This window comes from Salinivibrio sp. ML198 (assembly GCF_001996015.1).
Lineage (GTDB): Bacteria > Pseudomonadota > Gammaproteobacteria > Enterobacterales > Vibrionaceae > Salinivibrio > Salinivibrio siamensis.
In genome coordinates this window covers 13,596-37,217 of the sequence record NZ_MUEZ01000009.1, presented here as the reverse complement: position 1 = coordinate 37,217, position 23,622 = coordinate 13,596, and the positions used below count along the sequence as shown (strand labels likewise).

The 23,622-nt window shown below is 51.7% G+C and carries 19 protein-coding genes and 1 tRNA gene; 4 read left to right on the top strand and 16 right to left on the bottom strand.

Annotation, left to right across the window (positions count from 1 at the left end; translation table 11 throughout):
• The first annotated feature begins 168 nt into the window (after window positions 1-168).
• A complete protein-coding gene (locus BZG25_RS07890) occupies window positions 169-564 on the top strand; it encodes a TM2 domain-containing protein (protein WP_046075271.1) in 396 nt (131 codons plus the stop codon).
• Between the two features lie 111 nt (window positions 565-675).
• Window positions 676-2,538 (top strand): MFS transporter, encoded by a 1,863-nt coding sequence (locus tag BZG25_RS07885; protein WP_046075270.1) that lies wholly within the window; start codon window positions 676-678, stop codon window positions 2,536-2,538.
• Here the strand turns inward: BZG25_RS07885 and BZG25_RS07880 are convergent.
• The 6 genes from BZG25_RS07880 to BZG25_RS07855 are packed head-to-tail and all read right to left on the bottom strand — an operon-like array spanning window position 2,535 to window position 9,684.
• A complete protein-coding gene (locus tag BZG25_RS07880) occupies window positions 2,535-3,935 on the bottom strand; it encodes an AMP-binding protein (RefSeq protein ID WP_131826105.1) in 1,401 nt (466 codons plus the stop codon). The genes BZG25_RS07885 and BZG25_RS07880 overlap by 4 nt on opposite strands.
• Complete coding sequence (gene menC / locus BZG25_RS07875; RefSeq protein ID WP_077578048.1) at window positions 3,932-4,921, bottom strand: o-succinylbenzoate synthase; 990 nt, start codon at window positions 4,919-4,921, stop codon at window positions 3,932-3,934. Before menC ends, BZG25_RS07880 begins: the two co-directional genes overlap by 4 nt.
• Before the next feature lie 8 nt (window positions 4,922-4,929).
• Window positions 4,930-5,796 carry a 1,4-dihydroxy-2-naphthoyl-CoA synthase gene (menB, locus tag BZG25_RS07870; RefSeq protein WP_077638789.1) on the bottom strand — a complete coding sequence of 289 codons (867 nt, stop codon included), beginning with the start codon at window positions 5,794-5,796 and terminating at the stop codon, window positions 4,930-4,932.
• 54 nt (window positions 5,797-5,850) lie between these two features.
• A complete protein-coding gene (gene menH, locus BZG25_RS07865) occupies window positions 5,851-6,630 on the bottom strand; it encodes a 2-succinyl-6-hydroxy-2,4-cyclohexadiene-1-carboxylate synthase (protein WP_077638788.1) in 780 nt (259 codons plus the stop codon).
• Entirely contained in the window at window positions 6,623-8,386 is a 1,764-nt protein-coding gene (gene menD, locus BZG25_RS07860) for a 2-succinyl-5-enolpyruvyl-6-hydroxy-3-cyclohexene-1-carboxylic-acid synthase (protein ID WP_077638787.1), read from the bottom strand. The genes menH and menD overlap by 8 nt, the downstream gene beginning before the upstream one ends.
• Complete coding sequence (locus BZG25_RS07855) at window positions 8,386-9,684, bottom strand: isochorismate synthase MenF (protein ID WP_077638786.1); 1,299 nt, start codon at window positions 9,682-9,684, stop codon at window positions 8,386-8,388. Before BZG25_RS07855 ends, menD begins: the two co-directional genes overlap by 1 nt.
• A gap of 270 nt (window positions 9,685-9,954) precedes the next feature.
• On the opposite strand from BZG25_RS07855, the gene BZG25_RS07850 reads away from it, so the two are divergent.
• Both BZG25_RS07850 and BZG25_RS07845 read left to right on the top strand, forming a co-directional pair.
• Entirely contained in the window at window positions 9,955-11,175 is a 1,221-nt protein-coding gene (locus tag BZG25_RS07850; RefSeq protein ID WP_077638785.1) for a pyridoxal phosphate-dependent aminotransferase, read from the top strand.
• A 91-nt stretch (window positions 11,176-11,266) separates the two neighbouring features.
• On the top strand, window positions 11,267-11,866 hold the full coding sequence (locus tag BZG25_RS07845) for a tRNA-uridine aminocarboxypropyltransferase (RefSeq protein WP_077638784.1): 600 nt from the start codon (window positions 11,267-11,269) through the stop codon (window positions 11,864-11,866).
• 63 nt (window positions 11,867-11,929) lie between these two features.
• On the opposite strand, the gene BZG25_RS07840 is transcribed toward BZG25_RS07845, so the two are convergent.
• The 10 genes from BZG25_RS07840 to BZG25_RS07795 all read right to left on the bottom strand — a co-directional run bounded on the left by BZG25_RS07840 (window position 11,930) and on the right by BZG25_RS07795 (window position 23,515).
• On the bottom strand, window positions 11,930-13,288 hold the full coding sequence (locus tag BZG25_RS07840; RefSeq protein WP_077638783.1) for an anti-phage deoxyguanosine triphosphatase: 1,359 nt from the start codon (window positions 13,286-13,288) through the stop codon (window positions 11,930-11,932).
• Window positions 13,275-13,877: a 5'-deoxynucleotidase gene (gene yfbR / locus BZG25_RS07835; RefSeq protein ID WP_046075260.1), complete on the bottom strand. Its 603-nt coding sequence runs from the start codon at window positions 13,875-13,877 to the stop codon at window positions 13,275-13,277. Before yfbR ends, BZG25_RS07840 begins: the two co-directional genes overlap by 14 nt.
• 106 nt (window positions 13,878-13,983) lie before the next feature.
• A complete protein-coding gene (locus tag BZG25_RS07830; protein ID WP_108744016.1) occupies window positions 13,984-14,286 on the bottom strand; it encodes a helix-hairpin-helix domain-containing protein in 303 nt (100 codons plus the stop codon).
• Between the two features lie 162 nt (window positions 14,287-14,448).
• Window positions 14,449-16,329 carry a peptidylprolyl isomerase gene (gene ppiD, locus BZG25_RS07825; protein WP_077638781.1) on the bottom strand — a complete coding sequence of 627 codons (1,881 nt, stop codon included), beginning with the start codon at window positions 16,327-16,329 and terminating at the stop codon, window positions 14,449-14,451.
• Between the two features lie 167 nt (window positions 16,330-16,496).
• Entirely contained in the window at window positions 16,497-16,772 is a 276-nt protein-coding gene (locus BZG25_RS07820) for an HU family DNA-binding protein (protein ID WP_046075257.1), read from the bottom strand.
• 188 nt (window positions 16,773-16,960) lie between these two features.
• Window positions 16,961-19,333, bottom strand: coding sequence for an endopeptidase La (lon, locus tag BZG25_RS07815; protein WP_046075256.1), 2,373 nt, complete (start codon window positions 19,331-19,333; stop codon window positions 16,961-16,963).
• 138 nt (window positions 19,334-19,471) lie between these two features.
• Window positions 19,472-20,749, bottom strand: a complete 1,278-nt coding sequence (gene clpX / locus BZG25_RS07810) for an ATP-dependent protease ATP-binding subunit ClpX (RefSeq protein WP_046075255.1) — start codon at window positions 20,747-20,749, stop codon at window positions 19,472-19,474.
• Window positions 20,750-20,894: 145 nt separating this feature from the next.
• Window positions 20,895-21,518 (bottom strand): ATP-dependent Clp endopeptidase proteolytic subunit ClpP, encoded by a 624-nt coding sequence (clpP, locus tag BZG25_RS07805; protein WP_046075254.1) that lies wholly within the window; start codon window positions 21,516-21,518, stop codon window positions 20,895-20,897.
• Between the two features lie 278 nt (window positions 21,519-21,796).
• Entirely contained in the window at window positions 21,797-23,101 is a 1,305-nt protein-coding gene (gene tig, locus BZG25_RS07800) for a trigger factor (RefSeq protein WP_046075253.1), read from the bottom strand.
• 337 nt (window positions 23,102-23,438) lie between these two features.
• Window positions 23,439-23,515 (bottom strand) — tRNA-Arg (locus BZG25_RS07795).
• Window positions 23,516-23,622: the final 107 nt, after the last annotated feature.

Below are 23,622 nucleotides of genomic sequence, written 5' to 3'. Positions count from 1 at the left end.
TAAGACCGTTATCATGCTAGAGTCTCTGGTGGTGAAGTCAATTGGCAGAGCGGGAATAATTGTTACCAAACGTCATCCAAACACCACTGTTTTGGCGTCAGTAGGAACCATTTGCCACGCAGGCACTCCAAGCCATTAGTATTCTTTTCACTGCAATAGGACCAAGCCATGAATGATACCCACAGTAAATTTGTTGGTTACTTACTCTGGATCTTTGGTTTTCTCGGATCCCACCGGTTTTACTATGGAAAACCAGTAACTGGCACCCTCTGGTTTTTCACCCTAGGCCTGTTCTTCGTTGGCTGGATTGTGGATTTGTTCTTGATTCCTTCCATGGATAAAGAAGCCGATCTCCGTTTTCGCAGTGGCCCCACGGATTTTACCATTGCCTGGCTATTACTGACCTTTCTGGGTGTGTTTGGCATTCACCGTATGTACATGGGTAAATGGATCACCGGCTTTATTTACCTATTTACCGGTGGCTTTTTCTTAATTGGTGTGCTGTATGATTTTTGGACACTCAATGAGCAAGTGTCGATTAAAAACATGCAAAAATTCTCTTAGTCCTCCTTGTTTAACAACTAACTGAATGATGCGCAACGTATTCAAGGTTGCGCATACCTCGCTCGCTGCTAGTATAAGTCGCTTATTGCAACGCGAAATGGATCTGCCTAAATGAGCCAACAGTTTCAGCTTTTACGCGAGCGACGTTTTTTGCCTTATTTCATTACCCAGGCATTGGGCGCGTTTAACGATAACGTCTATAAGAATGTGTTGGTGATCATGGTCGCGTTCGCCTCGGCCGATCAACTGCCGATGGATGCCACGCTGTTTATCAACGCCGCTGCTGGGCTGTTTATTCTGCCTTTTTTCTTGTTTTCTGCCTTTGCTGGCGAGCTTGCAGACAAATACGACAAAGCCCTTATTATGCGACGGGTGAAATGGTTAGAAGTGGTGATCATGTCGAGTGCCGCTGTCGCGCTGTATTTTCACGCTTGGAATGTGTTACTCGGCTTACTTTTTTTGATGGGCACCCAATCGGCTTTTTTTGGCCCGGTGAAATACGCATTACTACCACAAACGCTCAATGACAAAGAGCTTGTTTCAGGCAATGCCTTGGTGGAAACCGGCACCTTTTTATCGATTCTGCTCGGTACCTTGCTGGCGGGCTTTATTGCCCATCACCCTGACTCTAACCTGATATCTGGGATAGCCGTATTTAGTTTTGCGTTGCTCGGCGTCATGTCTGCCCATGCCATCCCTCCCGCCCCCGCGGGTAACCCTGGACTCAATTTACGTTACCGACCCGTTGCTTTAATGCGACAAACGCTGCGTTTCGCGCGTAAAGACAAGGTCACCTTACAAGCGATTCTCGGGATCAGCTGGTTTTGGTTTCTAGGTGCCAGCTATTTAACCCAGTTTCCCAAATTCACCGCCTCGATCGGTGGCGGTGAAATTGGCGTATCATTTCTGCTCACCTTGTTTTCTGTTGGCATCGCTGTGGGAGCATTGCTGTGTGATAAGCTTTCTGGTCATCGTATCGAGCCCGGCATTGTCCCCTTGGGCAGTTTAGGATTAACCGGCTTTGGCTTACATTTGTTTTTTGCCACGCCGGCGGCCCCGACCCTTCATAGCAACCTGCTTGCTTTTATCACTGATCCAGCCCTGACCTGGGTGTTTATCGACCTATTGATGATTGGCGTGTGTGGCGGGATTTTTATTGTGCCACTGTACAGCCTGATGCAACAACGCGCCGATAAAGCCGCGCGTGCGCGTGTGATTGCCGCCAACAATATTTTCAATGCCTTGTTTATGGTGGTCAGTGCGATACTCGGTATCACTCTCTTGGTCGTGGTTGAGTTATCTATCGCGGAATTCTTCTTAGTATTGGCGGTGCTCAACTTCTTGGTGGCTATCTATGTCAGCAAGCTGGTACCGATTTTCGCCTTGCGCTTTTTTACCTGGATGGTCACCCATACCCTGTATCGAGTAAAACACCAAGACTTACACCATATTCCTGAAAAAGGCGGTGCCTTGCTGATTTGTAACCATGTCAGCTATATGGACGCGCTCTTGTTAGCTGGCGCGTGTCATCGCCCTATCCGCTTTGTAATGTTTGAAGATTTATATCAATTACCCGTGCTACATTGGTTCTTCCGTACCTCAAAAGTGATCCCCATTAGCCATCGGGGCCGCACGATCCGGGCCGCCATGAACGAGATTCAAAAGGCGCTTGATAATGGCGAAGTGGTACTGATTTTCCCAGAAGGGCATCTTAGTTATGACGGCGAAATCGACCAATTCCGCCGCGGGATGGATATGATTTTGCAACGCTCTCCGGTGCCTGTGGTACCGATGGCGTTACAGGGCCTTTGGGGCAGCTATTTTAGCCGTCATGGCGGGAAAGCCATGTTAAAACTGCCCAAGCGGTTTTGGTCTAAAGTCACCGTCGTCGCCGGTCCAGCCGTTGAGCCTGAGCAAGCGACCTCAGAGCATATGCGCAATGAAGTCATTCGCCTGCGCGCCGACCGACCTTAGTCAATCGCTTGGCGTTGAGCCCATTGGGTTAATTGCGCTCGAGACGGTTTAATCCCCGCCTCGGGTGATAAAGATGGCCAAGGTAAAAACGCGACCGGGCGTTGATAAGCGGGCAAGCGCCGACAATAGTCAGCCAGCTGCTGGGCGTTGAGAAGGCACCGACTCTGGATAATCGCCAACGGACGCGCCCCGAATTCGCGATCGTCAACCGGAACGACCATGGCCTGACGGATCTCGGCACACTGTTGCAAGTGTGCCTCAATCACCTCGGGCTGAACGTTCTCCCCACCGCAGATAAATTGATTATCCTTACGCCCGATGATACGTAGCGTCGGCGGGTGAACGTCTGTACACCAACTCGCTAAATCGCGCGAGGCCAGTCCTTTGGACGCATCAAGCGGTTGCAATGCGCCCGCTTGCCAAACCCCTAAGGCTAACGTCTCCCCGCGGTGGATTACCTCACCGTCATCCGCCACCATCACATCGCGATAGGGCAAGATGGTGCCCACATCATCCTGTACATCGGCTCGCTTTAAGGTGACCGTCGATGCCGTTTCCGTCATCCCATACCCACACCAACAGCTTATCCCTTGTTGTTCTGCCTGCTCCGTCAGTGCACTTGAAATCGCAGCGCCACCGAGCAACACGTGAGATAAGGTGGAAGTATCTGGGCATTTTCTCAGTGCAGGCAACACGCGATAGAGCTGCGTGGGCACTAACGAGGCGTGGCTAACATGTGTGAGCGCCGATGCCATGCTTTCCCCACGACATGGATAGATAGCCAGCTGTGCGCCTTTATACAACCAACGCCATACAATGGCTAAGCCGGATATATGAAACAGTGGCAACGATAAGAGCCAACGATCGACGCGGTTTTCTAGAGAGGTCGTCTTATCCGCCAAGCCCAAAAAAGGCAGCATTTGGGTTAAACCGGCAGCACTGGCGAGATGCTGATGAGCCGCGTGAGCAATCACCTTAGGCGTACCGGTTGACCCGGAAGTTAAGGTTAACGTCAGAGGCTTATCGGGTTGCCAATGGGTGGCAATGGGCAGCACATTGACACGCGGTTGGCGCGAGCGGTCAGGCAAAAATTGATAGACGCCAAGTTGACTCAGCACGGAGGCTTGCACCTCGTCACTTAAAGCTTGATTCAATACCAGCGTTTTTTTCCCCGCCTGCCAAGCCGCGAGCATCCCCACAATCAGTTCCCTTAGTGACAATGCGCTGTCGAGCACCACAATGGGCGCCTCACCCAGTCGAGCTTGCTGGCCATCCACGAGCGTACTGAGTGCACCCCATGTGAGCGGCATCTCGCTATCAATCGCTTTCGCGTTCGGTGCTACAGCCGCCCAATGGCGCCATGGCCACGTATCAAACCCAAACATGCGTTGACTCACAAGGTGTTTATCCACACGAGTGGCTGGTCGTGGAGCGGGATCAAGGGCTGCGACGCCCCTGGCCAAGTGCGATCGAGTTGATGCTGATAAATCCCCAATGTATCAAGTCCTGGCACGACACCTGGGGTCAACCAATCGGCCAATCGTGATAATTGCGTTAAGCCCAAACTGGTTTCTAATGCCGAGCTAATCACTGCCGTTTTGCCCAACGCATGCGCCCGGCTCACCCATTGCTCAATGGTGGCCAGATCGCCGAGTAAACTGGGCTTAATCACCCAGGTCGAGACCCGATCGTTTTCAAGCAACGCCATATCTTGGCTATCGATTAAGCTCTCGTCCCACGCCAGGGGGTAGCCTAATGCCTGTGCCTGTACGAGCGATTGGTTAGGATCGCGACAAGGCTCTTCAATCCAGTGAATTCGCGCTTGGTGGGCTTCACTGAGCCCATTCCAAAAGCTGGCAAGTTGCTCAGGTTGCCAACGACGGTTCGCGTCAAGGCGCAGCCTCAAATCCGGCAACGCCTCTAACATGGTCGCTATCATTAACCGATCGCGGGCGACCTCATACTCCCCCACTTTAATTTTTGCCTCATAAGGCTGGCCCGCCGGTTGTTGCCCCAGCGTCACCAACAAGGCATCAGGATCCCCCGTACACACGGGCACATGACGAAAGCCTGACTGAGTGGGCAAATGCTTGTCTAACTCGGCTTGCGCGATACTTAGCCCCCATGCCACAGAAGGAGGCAGTTGTGGCATGGCAATATTACGATGATCACACCAAACCGCGGTGGCAGCAATTAACGCATGACGTGCCTCAGCAAAGGTTTCTTGGCTAAAACCGGGGAGCGGCGCTACTTCGCCCCAACCACGTTGTGCTCCCTCGCTTAATTCAACCACCAAGCCCTCTCTCTCCGTTAACGGCTGATCACGGACAAATAAACCGGCATTGACTGGCAAGGTGTAGTGATAAATCCGTGCCTGTCTCATAGTGACCTCTATGGATTACGTGGGAAACGATCAAATTCAGGGCGGCGTTTTTCATTAAAGGCATTGCGCCCTTCTTGCCCCTCATCGGTCATGTAAAACATCATGGTGGCGTTACCGGCCAGTTCTTGTAGACCTGCCTGCCCATCGCAGTCTGCATTCAACGCCGCTTTTAAGCAGCGCAACGCCATGGGGCTGTGTTGGAGCACTTCCCGGCACCAACGCACTGTCTCTCGCTCAAGCTCATCCAGTGGCACAACGGTGTTCACCAATCCCATGTCTACGGCTTCTTGCGCATTGTAGAAACGGCACAAGAACCAGATTTCACGGGCTTTTTTCTGACCCACAATCCGTGCCATATAAGACGCCCCCCAGCCACCGTCAAAGCTGCCGACCTTGGGACCCGTTTGCCCAAACTGGGCGTTGTCGGCGGCGATGGTTAAATCACACATCATATGCAATACGTGGCCACCACCGACGGCATAGCCTGCAACAGCGGCAATGACGGGTTTGGGGCAGGTGCGGATCTGACGCTGAAAGTCCAGCACGTTCAAATGGTGCGTGCCTTCATCATCTTGATATCCGCCGTAGTCGCCCCGCACGGACTGATCGCCGCCGGAACAAAACGCCTTCTCTCCCAGCCCAGTGAGGATAATCACGCCCACTCGGCTGTCATAGCGCGCATCAGCCAACGCTTGCATCATTTCTTTTACCGTTTGAGGCCGGAATGCATTGCGTACCTGAGGGCGGTTAATGGTGATCCGAGCGATACCGTCGGTGGATTTATGGTATAGGATATCGCTAAACGCATGCTCAGTCGGTTCCCACTCAATCGGCGCGTAAAGCTCTTTTTCTGTCATTCCCGGCGTGACAGCCATAGTGTCTCCCCTTCCTCGGTTGCTTGGGACAAAGCCCGTCATAAAGATCAAAAGTCAAGCGAGTGCGTGACTTTGCGTGAGTACCTGCACAAACCTATCTGGATTTTCAACATGGCTGTTGTGCCCTGCCCCTTCTATCGGCGTGGCGGGGATCCCGGTGTGTTGCCATAGTGAATGTGCAAGTGAGGTAAATTTGTTGTCGTGCTCTCCACAAAGGTAGTCAATCGTGACGCCTTGTCGAAAGGCTTCACCCAGCCCCGCGCGTAAATTCGCCTGTCGGCCCAAAGAGGTCGCCAACAGCATTTTCGCCACGGCGGGGCCGTGATTATTTCCCCGCTCAAGCACTAAAGCGGTACGCTGGTCAGACGTGAGTGACTGGAAGACGGTTTGCTGGTACCAATCGTTTAACACCTCTGACAGGGTTTGATGCGCAAAGCGCGCCGCCCACTGGCTATCTTGTGCCAGCCGCTTGCGTCGTTGATGGCTATCCGCCAAACCTGGGTGACCCGCTTCCAAGAAGACCGCGCGCCAAAGACTGGGGTGAGTGCAGACAAGATGCATGGCAAGGCGCGCGCCGAGCGAGTATCCGACTAAACATGCCTTTTGATGCCCCCACACCTGGTAACACGTTTGTCGTATTGCTGCGACTGTCGTGGCAAAGTCAACGGCTTGATAGCTCACACTGCTACCATGACCAGGCAAATCAATGCACAGCCAATGACAATGGTGCATTTTATCGGTCACCGTACGCCAATCTTCTCCGCTACCTAAAAAACCATGGAGAAACACCACTTTCTTTCCATGCCGATCGCCGCCTTGTTGGTAACTAAGCATGTGTCCCCCTGGCTGCCATGGCAGCTAAGCACTCGCTGAGTACCTGTCCCGCTTCTCCGGCCGGTGTCACCACTTCAATCACATCAGCCCCAGGGGTGGTGAGTGCCTGATTCACGCTTCGCACGAGATCATCTGGGGTCGCGGGTTGATGGAAACCCAAAGAGAATTGCGCCGCGATGTGTTCAAAACCAAGATTATGCGGCATTCGGTAGTAGGTATCACAAAGGGTTTGATCAACCGGCAGCGCATCAAAAATGCCACCGCCATTGTTATTCAAGATAAGGATGGCGGCCGGCGCACACGTCTCCCGCCATAATGCAAGGCTATTAAGATCGTAAAGTGCACTGGTATCACCCAACACCACTAACATAGGCTGAGCGCGGTATCGCTGCACCCCAGCGGCACAGGCGAGTAAACCATCAATGCCCGAGGCGCCACGGTTGGCAAATACCCGATGGTGAGCAAGGTGAGACCAAATATCCGCTAAGCGGATCGCCAAGCTATTACCGATAAAAACATCCGCGTGGTGAGGCAACATCGCCGGCAGAGTTTGAAAGACATTGTGTTCCGACAAAGGGGAAGTCGGTATGGCGGCGGCCGCCAGTTGCATTTGATACTTGGCACCGTTGACCAGGGCGCATTGCCACGCGCTCACATGCGTCGAATCAGCTATCGCGTCAGAATGTGCACTGTCGACAGCATCAGTCAATGCGTTTAACCATAACCGCCACTGGGACGGCGGCACGACAAACTGTTCGACAGACAAATGATGAGGGGCAAGTGACTGTGTGTGTTCGCTGATCAGCCAGTAGTGAGCTTGCGTTTGCGCCAGCCATTGGCCAAGGCGTTTAGACACCAACCGCCCACCGAGCTGAATTACCCATTGGGCTTGATTCAATTGCTGGAAAAGATCGGGATGGTTAAGCCACAGATCGTAGCCAGGTGCACTGCTCGCCACCCCTGCCTGCGGATCGGCCAAGATAATGGCATGAAGCGCACTCGCTAACCGCTCCACGGCCTCGGACAGCCCCTCTGGCACGGCACCAAGTACAATTACCGTTCGTGGTCCTCCATCAGTCGGCGTCCACCAAGGCGGCCATTCAGGCATCGCAGAACAGCGAGCTTGATGGTGGCGGGTATAACGCTGGCCGCTTTGCCACCAGTGGGCAACAGACTCGCGAAGCTTTTCCTCCTCTGTCTCATCGCGATTGCCATAAAAAGGCTCACGAAACGGACAGTTAATGTGGACGCTCCCCCCTTGCTCAGCCTGACGTGCAAGTAGCTGATCCACTTTGGTGAGTAACGCCGGCAAAGGGATCTCAGCGGTCGGCGCCGGAAGCGCCAATTCAGCGGTCACATGAGAAGAAAACAGGCCTGATTGGGTAATCGCTTGGTTCGCGCCACAATCCATTAATTCAAACGGGCGGTCAGCAGAAAGAATCACTAACGGTTCACCGGTTAAGCCACTCTCTACCACGGCAGGCAGCAAATTTGCCACCGCAGTGCCTGAGGTCACAATCACCGCGACAGGCTCACAGATACTCTTGGCCAAACCAAGGGCAAGGTAACCCAGCCCGCGCTCATCAAAGTGACGGTGGATTGTCACCGGACGCTGGGGATGCTGACTTTGTTTCACCGCGGCCAGCGTCAAGGGTGTGGAGCGTGAACCGGGCGCGACACAAATATGCCTGATGCCTAGGCGCGATAGCTCTTCTATCACAACCTCTGCCCAGGTGTGTGTGAGAGAAAGCGACATTAGCAGGCTCCGAGTCTGATGGCGTCTTTTTCAGGCACCGTGCAAGCAGGCAAACACTGACGGAGAGTCGTGAGCTTATTGTTCAGCTCTTGCCACTCAGCATCCGGATCCGAGCCAGGGACAATACCGGCGCCGGCATATAAGTCCACGGTATTCTCTGTCACTTGTGCACTGCGTATTGCCACACAAAACTGGCTTTCACGCTGAGAAAGATAACCGACCGCACCGCTATAACGGCCACGTGCAATGCCTTGCTCGGCTAAAAAGGTACGCGCATTTTCACGGGGCAACCCGGCCACCGCGGCGGTGGGCTGTAAGGCACTGAGCAGCACAGTATCATCAACACCAGGCCCGATGATGGCGCTGATTCGACGACGTAAATGCTGAAGATGGCGAAGCACAATCAGATGCGGTTCAGGGTCAACCGTCATGGTTAACGCATGACGGCGAAGTCCGGCGAAAATATCGTCCACCACCAGCTGATTCTCGTGCACGTTTTTCGTGTCACTTAATAGCCACTCGCCAAGATGGTGATCTTCACTAAAGCTTGCGCCACGACGAACTGTCCCTGCCACCGCTTCTGTGGTCACACGACAATCGCGACGGCGGTATAGCCGCTCTGGGGTTGAGCCAACAAAAGCGTCATCAGGGCCGGTTGCAAAAAGGAAGTGAAAACTCTCGACATTGTGCTGTTGGCTATGCTGTAACAGCTGGCCGGCACTGATCGGCGCATTGAGCGACAGACGCGTTTGACGTGCCAGCACCACTTTTTGTAGTGCGGTCTGCTCCATGTGTGTCAACGCACAACGGACAGATTGACACCACTGAGCGTGGTTGGGGGTATGTGTCTCTTCACGGACAACCGCTTGCCCTGCTGCCAAAGGACAGCCTTGCCAAATCACCTGATTAAGTACCGCTTGGCTGTCACACGCCGTGGTGAGATTAATACTCAGCTGCCATTGCTGGTCACGCCTGACGAGCTCAACCACTGGCAAGAAAAAATCACCACAGCCGGGTGCATCATCAAAGGCCACACAGCCCCAAATGCGCTGGTCAGGCAACAGACTGGCTTGGGCCGCTTGTAGCTGAGAAAACTGATGGCTAGCGCCCAGTGCCAATACCTCTTCACGACCATCGCGTGATTGCCAGTAGGTTTTCGGGTAAATAGGCTGTGCATCCAACCAAGCAACGGGCGACAAATCACCTGGCCAAGTAAACGCCATGGTCAATTGTGCAGGCGCTTGACTGATCGCTACTTGGCTTTGTAAATGATTAGCCGCTTGAATCAAGGTAGTCACGACATCCTCCAACCGCCTAGGCGGCAGTGCTCTTTGCAAGTCAATCCGTACTCTTTTATGTAGCACGTTATTCTTGCTTATCAGTCTACCTGTGAGCGTCTTTTACAAATATGCGCTAGATCAGTTATCTGTCAAACTTGGTCGATTTTTTTGCGCCATTCCTGGCAGTGAAACTTTATCTGCCCAAGTCTTTCGAATTGGCAAACAAATAGTGTAAGTTACCAAAAAAGCCTAATAACAATTTTCACCTTTTTATTTACAGGAACGTTAATGCAACCTATTGGAATGTCCGCCAAGCTGGATGATGTCTGCTACGACATTCGCGGTCCAGTGATGAAAGAAGCGAAACGCCTCGAAGAAGAGGGCCACCGCATTCTTAAGCTGAATATCGGTAATCCCGCCCCGTTCGGTTTTGATGCCCCCGATGAAATCTTGGTGGATGTGATCCGCAACCTCCCCACCTCGCAAGGATATTGCGATTCAAAAGGGCTCTACTCCGCCCGTAAAGCCGTGGTGCAACACTACCAAAAGCGCGGCTTGATGGACTTAGACGTTGAAGACGTCTATTTGGGCAACGGTGCCTCCGAGCTTATCGTGATGGCCATGCAAGCCCTGCTTAATAATGGTGACGAGTTACTGGTGCCCTCACCTGACTATCCACTTTGGACGGCGGCGGCATCTTTATCAGGGGGCAAGCCTGTCCATTACCTTTGCGATGAAGAGTCGGACTGGTATCCAGACTTAGACGATATCAAACGTAAAATCACGCCCAGCACCCGGGGGATTGTCCTGATTAATCCCAATAACCCGACAGGGGCTGTCTATAGCCGCGACTTTTTGTTGCAAGTGGTGGAGATCGCGCGCCAGCATAATCTGATCATTTTTGCGGACGAGATCTATGATAAAATTCTCTACGACGGGGCGCAGCACTACTCTATCGCCACCTTAGCACCGGATGTACTGTGCTTGACCTTTAATGGCTTATCCAAGGCCTACCGAGTCTGTGGCTTTCGCGCCGGCTGGATGCTGGTCACAGGGCCGAAACAACATGCACGCGGTTACATAGAAGGCCTTGAGATGCTGGCATCGATGCGGCTTTGTGCCAATGTCCCGATGCAGCATGCGATTCAAACGGCGTTGGGGGGATACCAGAGCATCAACGAGCTTATCTTACCCGGCGGTCGGTTGCTGGAGCAGCGCGACAAAGCCTATGAGCTTATCAACCAAATTCCAGGGGTGAGCTGTAAAAAGCCGAAAGGCGCGCTCTATCTCTTCCCGAAAATCGACACCAAACGGTATAACATTCATAACGATGAAAAGTTAATGCTCGACTTTTTATTGCAAGAGAAAGTGCTCATGGTGCATGGAACGGGCTTTAATTGGCACCAACCCGACCATTTCCGGCTTGTCACCTTGCCGCGCGTCGATGACTTGGAGATGGCTATCAGTCGCTTTGAACGCTTTCTCAGCGGGTACAGCCAAAAGAGCTAGTGGGTGTTACCTGTCGATAACGCAAGCACGTGCGACACGGCTTGCGTTATGTTATTGATCACCGTATTCCGTTTATAACGCCCTTATTTGTATGTCTCGATACTGCTCTCGCTGCTATAAAGCCCACGCCATTTGCATTTGCGATGCCATCACCAAGATTGATAATCCCAATCCCGTGATCCTGCTTCAGCACCCTGATGAAGTCTCGCACCCAAAGAACAGTGCCTGCCTGCTGAGCCTTTCGCTACAACATAGCGTGACCTTCGTCGGAGAAGATTTTAGCCAGCATTCCCCGCTGAATGCGTTATTGGCGGACCCGGACATTACTTATGCCGTGCTCTACCCCGGTGAAAACGCGATGGTACTCAGTGAGATGACGGCCCAAGGTGCGAGTGCCAAACAAGGGGTTATTTTGCTGGATGGGACCTGGAAAAAAGCCTACAAAATGTATCAGTTGTCGACCAATTTACAGGCACTTCCGAGTATCCGTATTGACGCCTGTGCGCCAAGCCAGTATCAGATTCGTAAAAGTCGGAAGCCGGGTGCCCTGTCCACCCTCGAGGCCGGCTATATGGCACTGAGTCAACTCAGTGGAGACCCCACACCCTATCAGCCGTTGCTAGACAGTTTTGACCTTCTCGTTCAGCGCCAGCTCGCCTTTATACCCAATGCGAGCAAGCGCCACGACTGAACGAGCGACTGGCTTATTGTCCCGCACACTGAGGGCGTCATCACCCACGCTCGTCCCCGATCGCTAGCGAATCGCGTACAACGGACCATTACTGGCGGCGGTAAACATGGTGCTGTGGAGCTTTTGCGCAAAGCTGTCAGTCATCGACGACAGGTAATCGGCAATCACTCGCATTCCTGATTGGCCGCTCGCTCGGGCGGCCAGCCAATCGCGTCGATAATCCGTCGGCAACAAACGCTCGGGATCAGAGGCAAAGGCATCAAACAACTCCATGACCAACTGTTGGCCCTTGTACTCCACCACCTGAAGCTCTGGCTGTTTAACCACAAATTCACTGACAAAGCGCTTTAGCACCTCCAAAACACCGGCCATGACCTCAGTCAAATAGGCATTCCACGCCAATAGCGGAGAGGTAAAACTGTGGGTGCCATCTTGATTGGTCGGCGCGATCTCCACTGAGGTCAATAACGTATTGACCAGAGCGCCAATCGCGTCCTTACGCTCGTACGGAGGGCCAAACATTTGCTCACTTAGCTCACCAATGTTGGCCTCGAGCCATGGGTCACCACACTCTGCCAAATAGCTTGCTACTGACTCTTGCCATTGCTCCCTCGTCACTAGGCCCATCACGATGGCATCTTCCAAGTCATGGACGCCATAAGCGATATCATCGGCCAGCTCCATGATGGAGCAATCGAGTGATTTATAACGTGTTTTGCGGTGTTGATCCGTGGCCGTGTGATCGCGAAACGCTAAAAATAACGCGCGATCCGCCTCATTTAATGGCGCGAGCACCCAATCTCGCCGCGCTTTATCATCATCATAAATGCCCTTGGCGGGTTGCCACTCCCGCGCTTTGAGATGGCGAAAGTCGTTAACGGAGGCAGGCTGATTGCCATTGTGAGCGGCACTGATCAATGCGGGGTACTTCATCACACCAAGCAAGGTGCGACGTGCCAAGTTCATCCCATGCTCTTGTGTATAGGGCTCAAGCAGCGTGACAATGCGAAAGGTTTGCGCATTGCCCTCAAACCCTCCGCCATTGCGCATCATGTAATTCAGTGCGATTTCGCCGCCATGACCGTAAGGAGGATGACCGATATCGTGAGCCAAACAGAGGCTTTCCATCAAACCGGTCGACGGAAGTAGTGGGCGAAATGCTGGTTGTTTCTCTTTGAGCTGCGCGACGATGCCGGTACCAATTTGCGAGACCTCAAGTGAATGGGTTAACCGAGTCCGATAAAAGTCGCTGTGCTCGGCACCGAGCACCTGGGTTTTTGCTTGCAAGCGTCGAAAGGCAGCTGAGTGCAGAATCCGCGCACGATCGCGTTGGTACGCCGTGCGTTTATCATGACGACGCTTTTTCTGCTCATTTGTCATCTGGCGAATTTGCCAGGCGTCAGATAGGTCAAAATCCATCATCACTGATCTCATCCAACGACAGTGTAAAACTATCCACAAAAGTGGCCATAAAGTAATCGCTCGCCGGAGAGCGCCTTTTCTCTAACGAGGCTTCCAGCCGCTTCTTCGCTTGCTCAAACTCATGGTTCCCTGCAGCAATCTCTTCCAGGCATTTTAAATAAGCACATAAGGTGTCGGCCTGTTTCACCAGTTGGTAATCATCCGGCGCGATGTGGTCTGAGTCTATTAGCCCGCTATATTCCTCTTGTAACTCAGGCGGCAGCATCGCGATAAGCTTTTTCTCAGCCATTTTCTCTATTTTTTTATACTCCCCCGCAATGGATGGATTGAAGTACTTTACTGGGGTAGGCAAGTCACCCGTGATCACTTCGCTGCAGTCATGGAACATCGCTAATACTGCGATACGCTCGGGTTGATAGTGACCATTGAAGCGTTTGTTATTGATTAACGCTAACGCATGCGCCACAAAGGCAACCTGTAAACTATGTTCAGAGATATTTTCGGCGGAAACATTGCGCATCAGTGGCCAACGATAAATCAGCTTCATTCGCGCAAGGTGGGCAAAAAAGTGGCTTTGTTTTTGAGTCATCGCATCCTGCTACCATGCTACACATCGCTGTCATTGTGTGCATTCAAGCCAGCAGACACAAGTATTATTCGCGCAAAGCGCCAAACACCACTTTGCGCGAGCGTGGTTACACCTTTATGAGGTCTCGGTTTTTATCCAATGTTGAGGGACCAATGCCTTTGACCTCCATCAGTGCGTCTGGCGAGCTAAATTCACCGTGGGCTTGGCGATACTCAATAATGGCCTTGGCCTTCGCCGGGCCAATCCCCTTGAGTTGCTCTGATAATTGCTGCTCACTCGCGGTATTGATGTTAACGGAAAGACGTTCAACTTGCTCAGTCGCTTGAGCGGCGTTTTCATCAGCACTCCAACTCACCGGCGCCGTCACCAACGCAAGGGCAAAGAACAGACAGGATAAAAGGTGTTTCATGATTTCACTCCTTGTAGAAATGTCAGCCTTACCCTAAGTCCGCGCTCGCCTATTTGCATGTGAACGATAAAAGAAAAACGACGCAGGACAAAGTCCTAGCGCCGTTTTTCTTACTCAAGCAAAGAGGGTGCGAGAGAGATCGAACTCCTGCTGCCCACTCGCTTACTGGGTATCTGACTCCGCGTAAGTCACATCCACCTCTTCGCGCAACGCTTGTAAGGTCGCAGACAGTGACATGTTACTCATCGCGCGTTGAACACGCGCCGCCATTTGGCTTTGCGGGCTGATATCTGGCACCTCAGGCACCATCACCTTATCCAGTGCGACAACCACCACATCACCTTGACGGTTTTGCGTCACGCCATAGCTGGCGTTGTCAGATGCTGGCTGTGGCAGAGAAAACGCCAGCTCAGCGACGGCTTGTTGCTGAGAAACACGGTTGAGTGTGATGGGGGCACTGAAGGTGTAATCGCTCCCCGTTATCTCACCGCTTTCTTCGAGTTGGGCAATCAAGTCACCGGCGGTTTCTTTTGCTTGCTCTTGGCCTTTCTCGGCGGCGAGCGTTTCGCGAACTTGGTCTTTCACTTCCGCAAAACTAAGCTGTTTTTCCGGCTTCACATCATCAAGGCGCACAACAATCGCATGCTCACCCGACAACTCAATCAACTCTGAGTTAAGCCCGTTTTCACGTACGTCATAGCTGTCAAGTGCTTGCTGGATCTGAGGACGAGCCATCAAGCCAGTCGCCGCGTCTAACGCAAAATAATCGGTATACTGCACCTTGCTGTTCACCGCATCAGCCGCAGGCTCCAAACCATTCGCCTCTTCAAAAGCGACTTCAGCCAGTGTGGTAGACTGCGCGTAGAAACGATCCGCCGCGCGCGCTTGTTGCAATTCGGTACGGATATCGTCTTTTACCTCTGCAAGCGGTGTCACATCCGCCGGATCAATATCGTCTAAACGGATAATATGATAGCCAAAGTCAGATTGAACGAGCCCAGAGACATCGCCTTTCTCTGACAGCGCATACGCCGCTTTCTCGAACGCCGGATCCATCACATCAGGTTCAATCCAGTCCAGCGACCCACCCTGCTCAGCACTGAAGGTGTCATCAGACATTTCCTTCGCTAAAGCAGCAAATGCGGCGCCTTGATTCAGGCGCTCTAGCGCTTGCTGGGCTTTGGCTTTAGCCTCATCACCTGTCCCTTCAATCAGGATGTGGCTCACTTTACGACGTTCTTGTGAGCCATACTGAGACTGATTCTCTTGGTAATAAGTCGCGATGGCTTCATCCGAGATCTGAACCTCATTAGCCAGTCCCTCTCCCGTGAGCTCTACATAAGCGACTTTGACCATGCGAGGCTGGATATAATCGTCTCGGTTAGCTTGATAGTATGCTTCCAGCTCGTCGTCCGTTAGCGATACCTGCTCTGCAAAATCAGCCACTGGGAGCGTGATGGTGCGCACTTGGCGGCTTTGCGCCTCTAAGCGATACAGATTCTCTAACTCACTGGGCAAGACAAAGCCTGAGCCTTGTAGGCCATTAACCAGCTGCTGACGCATTAAGTCTGTGCGCATATAGTTGGCAAATTCATCGGCACTCATGCCCGTTTGGCGCAGAGCGGCCTGATAACGATCGTTATTAAACTGCCCGCCTTGACGGAACTGTGGCATCGCTCTAATCGCTGCTTTGACCTGCGCATCACTCACACGCAAACCGAGTTCGCTAGCCGCCTGCTCTAACAGCAAGTCATTGATCATTCGATCTAAGATGTTTTGACGAAAACGCTTCACATACTCTGGGTTGCCCAGCAGTTGGTTAAACTGCTCTCCGGCTTGTTGCTGCATACGAGCACGTTCGTTTTGATAAGCTCGATCGAGCTCTGCACGGCTGATTTCTTTATCACCGACGGTTGCAGCGGGCGGGTTGGAACCGCCTGCCAGATAGCTGCCGACACCGGCAAAAGCAAAGGAAAAGATGATAAGGCTTAAAATGATCTTCACCGCAAGACTATTGGTGCCTTCGCGTATACGTTCCATCATAACTGGCCGGTACTCCAACTGGTTTGGGCTGGTTGTCTTTCAACTAAAAAGGCGCATCATGTGATGCGCCTTTACGCTCTTGTGCGCCGAATTATACGCGGTTGTTAGTGGCTTTGCAGCTCTAGCGCCCCGTCAAACGCGAATAATTCGGCAGCGAGTCACGAGGATTACTCGTTAACGGCGTCTTTTAACGCTTTACCCGCTTTAAAGCCTGGTACTTTGGCCGCCGCGATATCAATTTCAGCGCCCGTTTGTGGGTTACGGCCCTTGCGTGCAGCGCGTTCGCGTACAGAGAAGGTGCCAAAGCCCACTAACGCGACCTGGTCGCCTGACTTCAATGTGTCAGACACCGCCTCTACGAAGGCATCCAATGCACGGTTTGCTGAGGCCTTAGAAATATCCGCACCTTCTGCAATATGATCAATCAGTTCCGACTTATTCACTTTTTCATCCCCTTAGATTACATCTCCGCAAACCTATCAATGTTGCGGTATTCAATAACAGACGCTTTGTCGACGAAAGACGTTGAAAGCGCGCTTGCCCGCCCCATGCAGGCAATGCGTCAAAGCAACGTTAGCGAGCAAAAAAAACGCTGACAAGCCTTTTACTGCCTGTCAGCGTTTTACGTTGCTTAATTTTGCTGCATGTCACTCTTTTCGGCGTTAACCAGCTCAATTCCGAGCGGATTATTCTCTAGCGCAATGGTCAAAACATCATCAATCCAACGCACAGGGTGAATAGATAAGTCCTCTTTGACGTTGGCAGGAATATCCTCTAAATCACGCTCGTTTTCTTTTGGGATAACCACCGTTTTTATGCCGCCGCGACGTGCCGCGAGTAGCTTTTCTTTCAAGCCACCAATCGGGAGCACTTCACCGCGTAAGGTGATTTCTCCCGTCATCGCGACATCGGACCGCACTGAGTTACCGGTTAAGCTTGAAACCAAGGCAGTACACATCGCGATGCCCGCACTTGGGCCATCTTTGGGCGTTGCGCCTTCTGGGACGTGGACATGAATATCACGCTTCTCGTAAAAGTCGCTGTTGATACCCAGCTTCTCAGCACGGCTGCGCACCACGGTCATAGCAGCCTGCACTGATTCTTGCATCACATCGCCCAGCGAGCCTGTGTGCGTCAGTTTGCCTTTACCTGGCATCGCTTCCGTCTCGATAGTGAGCAAGTCACCACCCACTTCGGTCCAAGCAAGCCCAGTCACTTGGCCCACCCGGTTTTGCTCATCCGCTTTACCATAATCAAAGCGGCGGACGCCTAAGTAATCTTGCAAGTTCTCATCCGTCACCGTCACTTGCTTGAGCTCGCTATTAAGCAGAATTTCTTTGACCGTCTTGCGACAAAGTTTAGAAATCTCGCGCTCAAGGTTACGCACGCCCGCTTCGCGTGTGTAGTAACGAATAATGCCGACAATGGCCGAGTCTTCAATCGTGATCTCATGCGGTTTCAAGCCATTACGAGCCACTTGCTTGTCAATCAAATGCTGCTTAGCAATGTTGAGCTTCTCGTCCTCGGTGTAACCAGACAGGCGGATCACTTCCATCCGATCCAGCAGTGGGCCGGGGATATTCATCGAGTTAGATGTGGCCACGAACATCACATCCGAGAGATCGTAGTCAACCTCTAGATAATGATCGTTAAACGCATTGTTTTGCTCAGGATCAAGCACCTCAAGCAGCGCCGATGAGGGATCGCCACGCATGTCAGACGACACCTTATCGATTTCATCGAGCAGGAACAGCGGGTTACGGACGCCCACTTTCGACATCTTCTGGATAAGCTTGCCGGGCAATGAGCCGATATAGGTGCGACGATGGCCACGGATTTCCGCTTCATCACGTACGCCACCCAACGCCATACGGGTATATTTACGCCCAGTGGCGCGAGCAATAGACTGCCCTAGCGAGGTTTTCCCCACCCCTGGCGGTCCCACTAAGCAAAGAATCGGGCCTTTCAGCTTCTTCATCCGATTTTGTACCGCGAGGTATTCCAAAATACGGTCTTTGACGCGCTCAAGGCCATAGTGGTCGGCATTGAGCACTTCTTCCGCGCGGGCTAAATTCTTTTTCACTTTTGAGCGTTTTGCCCATGGCACACTAATCATCCAATCGATATAGCTGCGTACCACGGTGGCTTCCGCCGACATCGGAGACATCATTTTCAGCTTTTGCAGTTCTTGCTCGGTTTTTTCCCGCGCCTCCTGCGGCATTTTTGATTCTTCGATTTTCTGCTTCAGCGCTTCAAACTCGTCCGGCGCATCATCCAGCTCACCCAGCTCTTTCTGAATGGCTTTCATTTGCTCATTGAGGTAGTACTCGCGCTGGCTCTTTTCCATTTGCTTTTTAACGCGTCCACGAATGCGCTTCTCAACCTGAAGCAAGTCAATCTCAGACTCCATCATGGTCATCAGGTATTCGAGACGCTCGGAAATATCAACGATTTCCAACACGTTTTGCTTGTCTTCAAGCTTAAGCGGCATGTGGGCAGCAATGGTATCAGCAAGACGCGCCGCCTCTTCAATGCCATTTAAGGATGTCAGTACTTCTGGCGGGATCTTTTTGTTGAGCTTGATAAAGCCTTCAAACTGGCTGATCGCCGTGCGAACCAACACTTCCTGCTCACGCTCATCCAAGCTTGGCGTGGTCAAATACTCGGCCTGCGCAGTGAAGAAATCATCTTCACTAAACTGATCGATGCGCGCACGCTGCATCCCTTCAACCAGCACTTTCACCGTGCCATCTGGAAGTTTAAGAAGCTGGAGAATGGTTGCCACCGTCCCAACGGTGTATAAATCTGAGATACTTGGATCATCAGTGGCGGCATCTTTTTGCGCAACCAGTAGAATCTGTTTGTCGTTGTCCATCGCCGCTTCAAGGCAGCGTATCGACTTTTCCCTTCCCACAAAAAGCGGGATCACCATGTGAGGATAAACCACCACATCCCGAAGTGGCAGCACCGGAATGTCAATGCGCTCGGAACGCTCCAAGTTCATATGCTTCTCTCTTCCGTTCAATCTGATTATGAGTATATGGGGTCTGTTGGACAGGTTTCAACGGCTCAACCGTCAGAAAATAAAAAAGGGAGTTGTCACTCCCTTTTTCTATATCACTGATAACCTTGTGTAACGATATTACTCGCCACCCGCCGCTTGGTTATCCGTGTGTTCATACATCAGTAGAGGTGCAGATTCGCCTCGGATCACTGAATCGTCAATCACCACTTTGCTCACGTCTTTCATTGACGGTAAGTCGTACATGGTATCCAACAAGACAGCTTCGACAATCGAGCGTAGGCCACGTGCACCCGTTTTACGCTCCATCGCTTTTTTGGCGATAGCACGCAGTGCGTCGTCTCGAAACTCCAGCTCCACCCCGTCGAGTTCAAGCAACGCGCCATACTGCTTGGTCAACGCGTTTTTCGGCTCGCGCAGAATTTGCACCAAGGCATCTTCGTCAAGCTCTCTCAACACCGCGGTGACGGGTAGACGGCCAATAAATTCAGGGATCAGGCCATACTTCACCATGTCCTCGGGCTCAACTTTGCCGAAGAACTCATCGGCTGAACGGTCCGTGGCGCCTTTAACCTGCGCACCAAAGCCAATGCCAGAGCCTGTATCGACACGCTGCTCAACCACTTTATCTAGCCCCGCAAACGCACCGCCACAGATAAACAGGATTTTCGACGTGTCCACTTGCAAAAATTCCTGCTGTGGATGCTTACGTCCTCCCTGAGGAGGAATCGACGCGACTGTCCCTTCTACCAATTTAAGCAGTGCTTGTTGCACCCCTTCCCCAGAAACGTCTCGGGTAATAGATGGGTTGTCGGATTTACGAGAGACCTTGTCAATCTCATCGATATAGACGATACCACGCTCCGCTTTGGCGACATCATAATCGCACTTTTGCAACAGCTTCTGGATAATGTTTTCCACGTCTTCACCGACATAACCGGCCTCGGTCAATGTGGTGGCGTCTGCCATGGTAAATGGCACATCCAAAAAGCGCGCAAGCGTTTCGGCCAGTAATGTTTTACCACTACCGGTAGGGCCGATCAGCAAGATGTTACTCTTGCCCAGCTCCACACCATCTGCGCTTTTGTCACCGTTTCGCAAGCGTTTGTAGTGGTTGTAGACTGCAACCGAGAGCACTTTTTTCGCTTGCTCTTGGCCAATGACATAATCGTCAAGGTGTGCACGAATTTCACTCGGCGCGGGTAAGCTATCTCCCTCGCGCTTTGGCATCACTTCTTTAATTTCTTCACGGATAATGTCATTACACAGGTCAACACACTCATCACAAATGTAGACCGATGGCCCGGCAATTAACTTACGAACTTCGTGTTGGCTCTTACCACAGAATGAGCAGTAAAGCAGCTTTCCGCTTCCACCGTCTTTTCGCTTGTCTGTCATTCGCTAACCTCTTTGGGGCATTTGCCCGTCGTTGCCTTATGTTGAGTTTACAACAAATCGGCCACTTTTTCCGACCCAACCACTGACAAGCTTTGCGCTTGTTCACGCAGCTTGCTTGATTTCAACGCCCTAAGGCATGTTGGGTTTAGTCTCGTTGACTTAATACGGCGTCAACCAAGCCATAGTCCACCGCTTCCTGTGCCGCCATGAAGTTATCACGGTCGGTGTCACGTTCAATCACTTCCATCGGCTGGCCTGTGTGCTCAGCCAACAGGGTGTTGAGGCGGTGCTTGGTTTTGATCATTTCTTGGGCATGAATTTCAATATCAGACGCTTGGCCTTGGAAGCCCCCCAGCGGCTGGTGAATCATGACCCGTGAATTCGGTAGGCAATAACGTTTGCCTTTGGCTCCACCCGCCAACAGGAACGATCCCATTGAGCACGCTTGGCCAGTACACAGGGTGCTGACATCAGGCTTGATAAACTGCATGGTGTCATAGATCGCCATGCCTGCCGTGACCACGCCACCTGGCGAGTTGATGTACAAATAAATGTCTTTTTCTGGGTTTTCTGACTCTAAGAACAGCATCTGCGCCACAATTAAATTTGCCATTTGATCTTCCACTTGCCCAGTGAGGAAGATGATGCGTTCTTTTAGCAGGCGAGAGTATATATCGTAAGAGCGCTCGCCGCGCGAGGTTTGTTCCACCACCATAGGAACAAGGGCGTCCATAATTGGCGGCATGGCATTATTGTGTTGTTGGCTCATAGCGTAATATCCCTAATCGAATTCGTTATAACTCTTGCCTTAACCAAGGTTTAGCACAAAACGCTGTAACAGGTCACTAAAATCTTAAATCGATGCACGCAGCTTAATGATCCAGCGAGGTTTTTTATGGCTAAAACGTCTCGCACTCTTGACGGTTAAGCGGCCAATATAGCGACTCAGTAGATGGAAAAAATGGCCCAAATGACAAGTCATTAGGGCCATTGTAAGCAAATCCATTTACGCAGTGTCAATGCGACACAAACGTTTTTTAACCTTGATTAAGCTTGCTGAGAAGCGTTCATCAAGTCACTAAAGCCGACTTCAGCTTCGGTGACAGTGGCTTTTGCCAGTAGCGCATCAATCGCTTGCTCTTCTAGCGCGACGTTGCGCATGTTTTCCATCAGCTTCTCGTCTTTCTCGTAGTAAGCGACAACTTCTGATGGATCTTCATACGCAGATGCCATTTCTTCGATCAGTGCTTTAACACGCTCATCATCAGCTTCAAGCTCTTCTGACTTGATCACTTCCCCAAGCAGAAGACCGACGCTTACACGGCGTTTAGCTTGCTCTTCGAACAGCTCACGTGGTAGCTGAGAAGCGCTATCCATGTTGCCGCCAAAGCGTTGTGCCGCTTGCTGACGCAAGGTGCCAATTTCTTGCTCAATCAGCGCAGACGGTACGTCGATTTGGTTTTGCTCAACTAAGCCGTCAAGTACCTGCTCTTTCACCTTGTTCTTGATCGCTTGCTTGAGCTCGCGATCCATGTTTTTACGCACTTCCGCTTTCAGGCCTTCTACGCTGCCATCGGCAATACCAAAGCGCTGTACGAACTCTTCTGTCAGCTCAGGCAGCTCTTGCTCTTCCACCTTGTGCAGTTTAATCGCAAACTGCGCCGCTTTACCTTTTAGGTTCTCAGCGTGGTAGTCGTCTGGGAAGTTCACATCGATAGTGAATTCTTCACCCGCTTTTTTACCCACTAGGCCGTCTTCAAAGCCTGGGATCATACGACCTTGGCCCATTTCTAGTTGGAAGCCTTCAGCTTTACCACCTTCAAACTCTTCACCGTCGATGGTACCAACAAAATCCAAGGTGACACGGCTGTTTTCTTTCGCTTCACCCTCTGCTTCAACCCAGCTCGCTTGTTGCTTGCGCAGGGTATCAAGCATCTCGTCCACATCACTTTCTTGAACATCTGCTTTTGGCTTCTCAACGCTGATAGCATCTAGGCCTTGAAGCTCAACCTCTGGGTACACTTCAAAGTCAGCTTTAAAGACCAAATCTTTACCCGCTTCGTTTTCAACGGGTGTAAAGCTTGGCGCCCCTGCTGGGTTCACTTTTTCTTGAATCATGGCTTCGATGAAGTGACGCTGCATCACTTCGCCCAGCACGTCTTGGCGTACTGTGTCACCGTACATGCGTGACACCATCTTCAATGGAACTTTACCTTTACGGAAACCATCAAAACGACGATTCTTAGCGATATTGCGTAGCTCTTTAGTGACTGCGTCATCGATGTTGGCAGCAGGCACTGTGATGGTCATTTGGCGCTTAAGGCCTTCGGTGGTTTCAACGGTAACTTGCATTATAAATTTAACCTCAAATTTACTCAGGGGTACTGAGTGATGTTTACCAGTTTTACTGGTGGCATCATCTGAGCTATGAATCCGTCATAGCCCCTGCGAATCCGGATACACGCAAATGGCGTATCGAGCTATCTCATCCGAGACTGAAAATTAAGACGCGCTATTATAGCGGCACCCGTCAACTGAGTCGAGACAAGGGGCGACCGATGGCGTTTCAATATCAAAATTGGGGTGATATCTCACAATTCAACCGCGTAGGATCACACTTTTTACGGTTTTATGTGTGTTTGGTTATTTTCAGAGCAGTTCGGTGAGACAAACAGGGAAGAAAGCAGAATGGCGCGCCCTACAGGATTCGAACCTGTGACCCACGGCTTAGAAGGCCGTTGCTCTATCCAACTGAGCTAAGGGCGCACTGTCTTTACGCAGCGTGGATTATAAAGCGACGTTAGGCGTCGTCAACGCTTTTCCCTAAAATATTGACGTGGTTGCTCAAAACCACATCATTTACTGGCTATGTA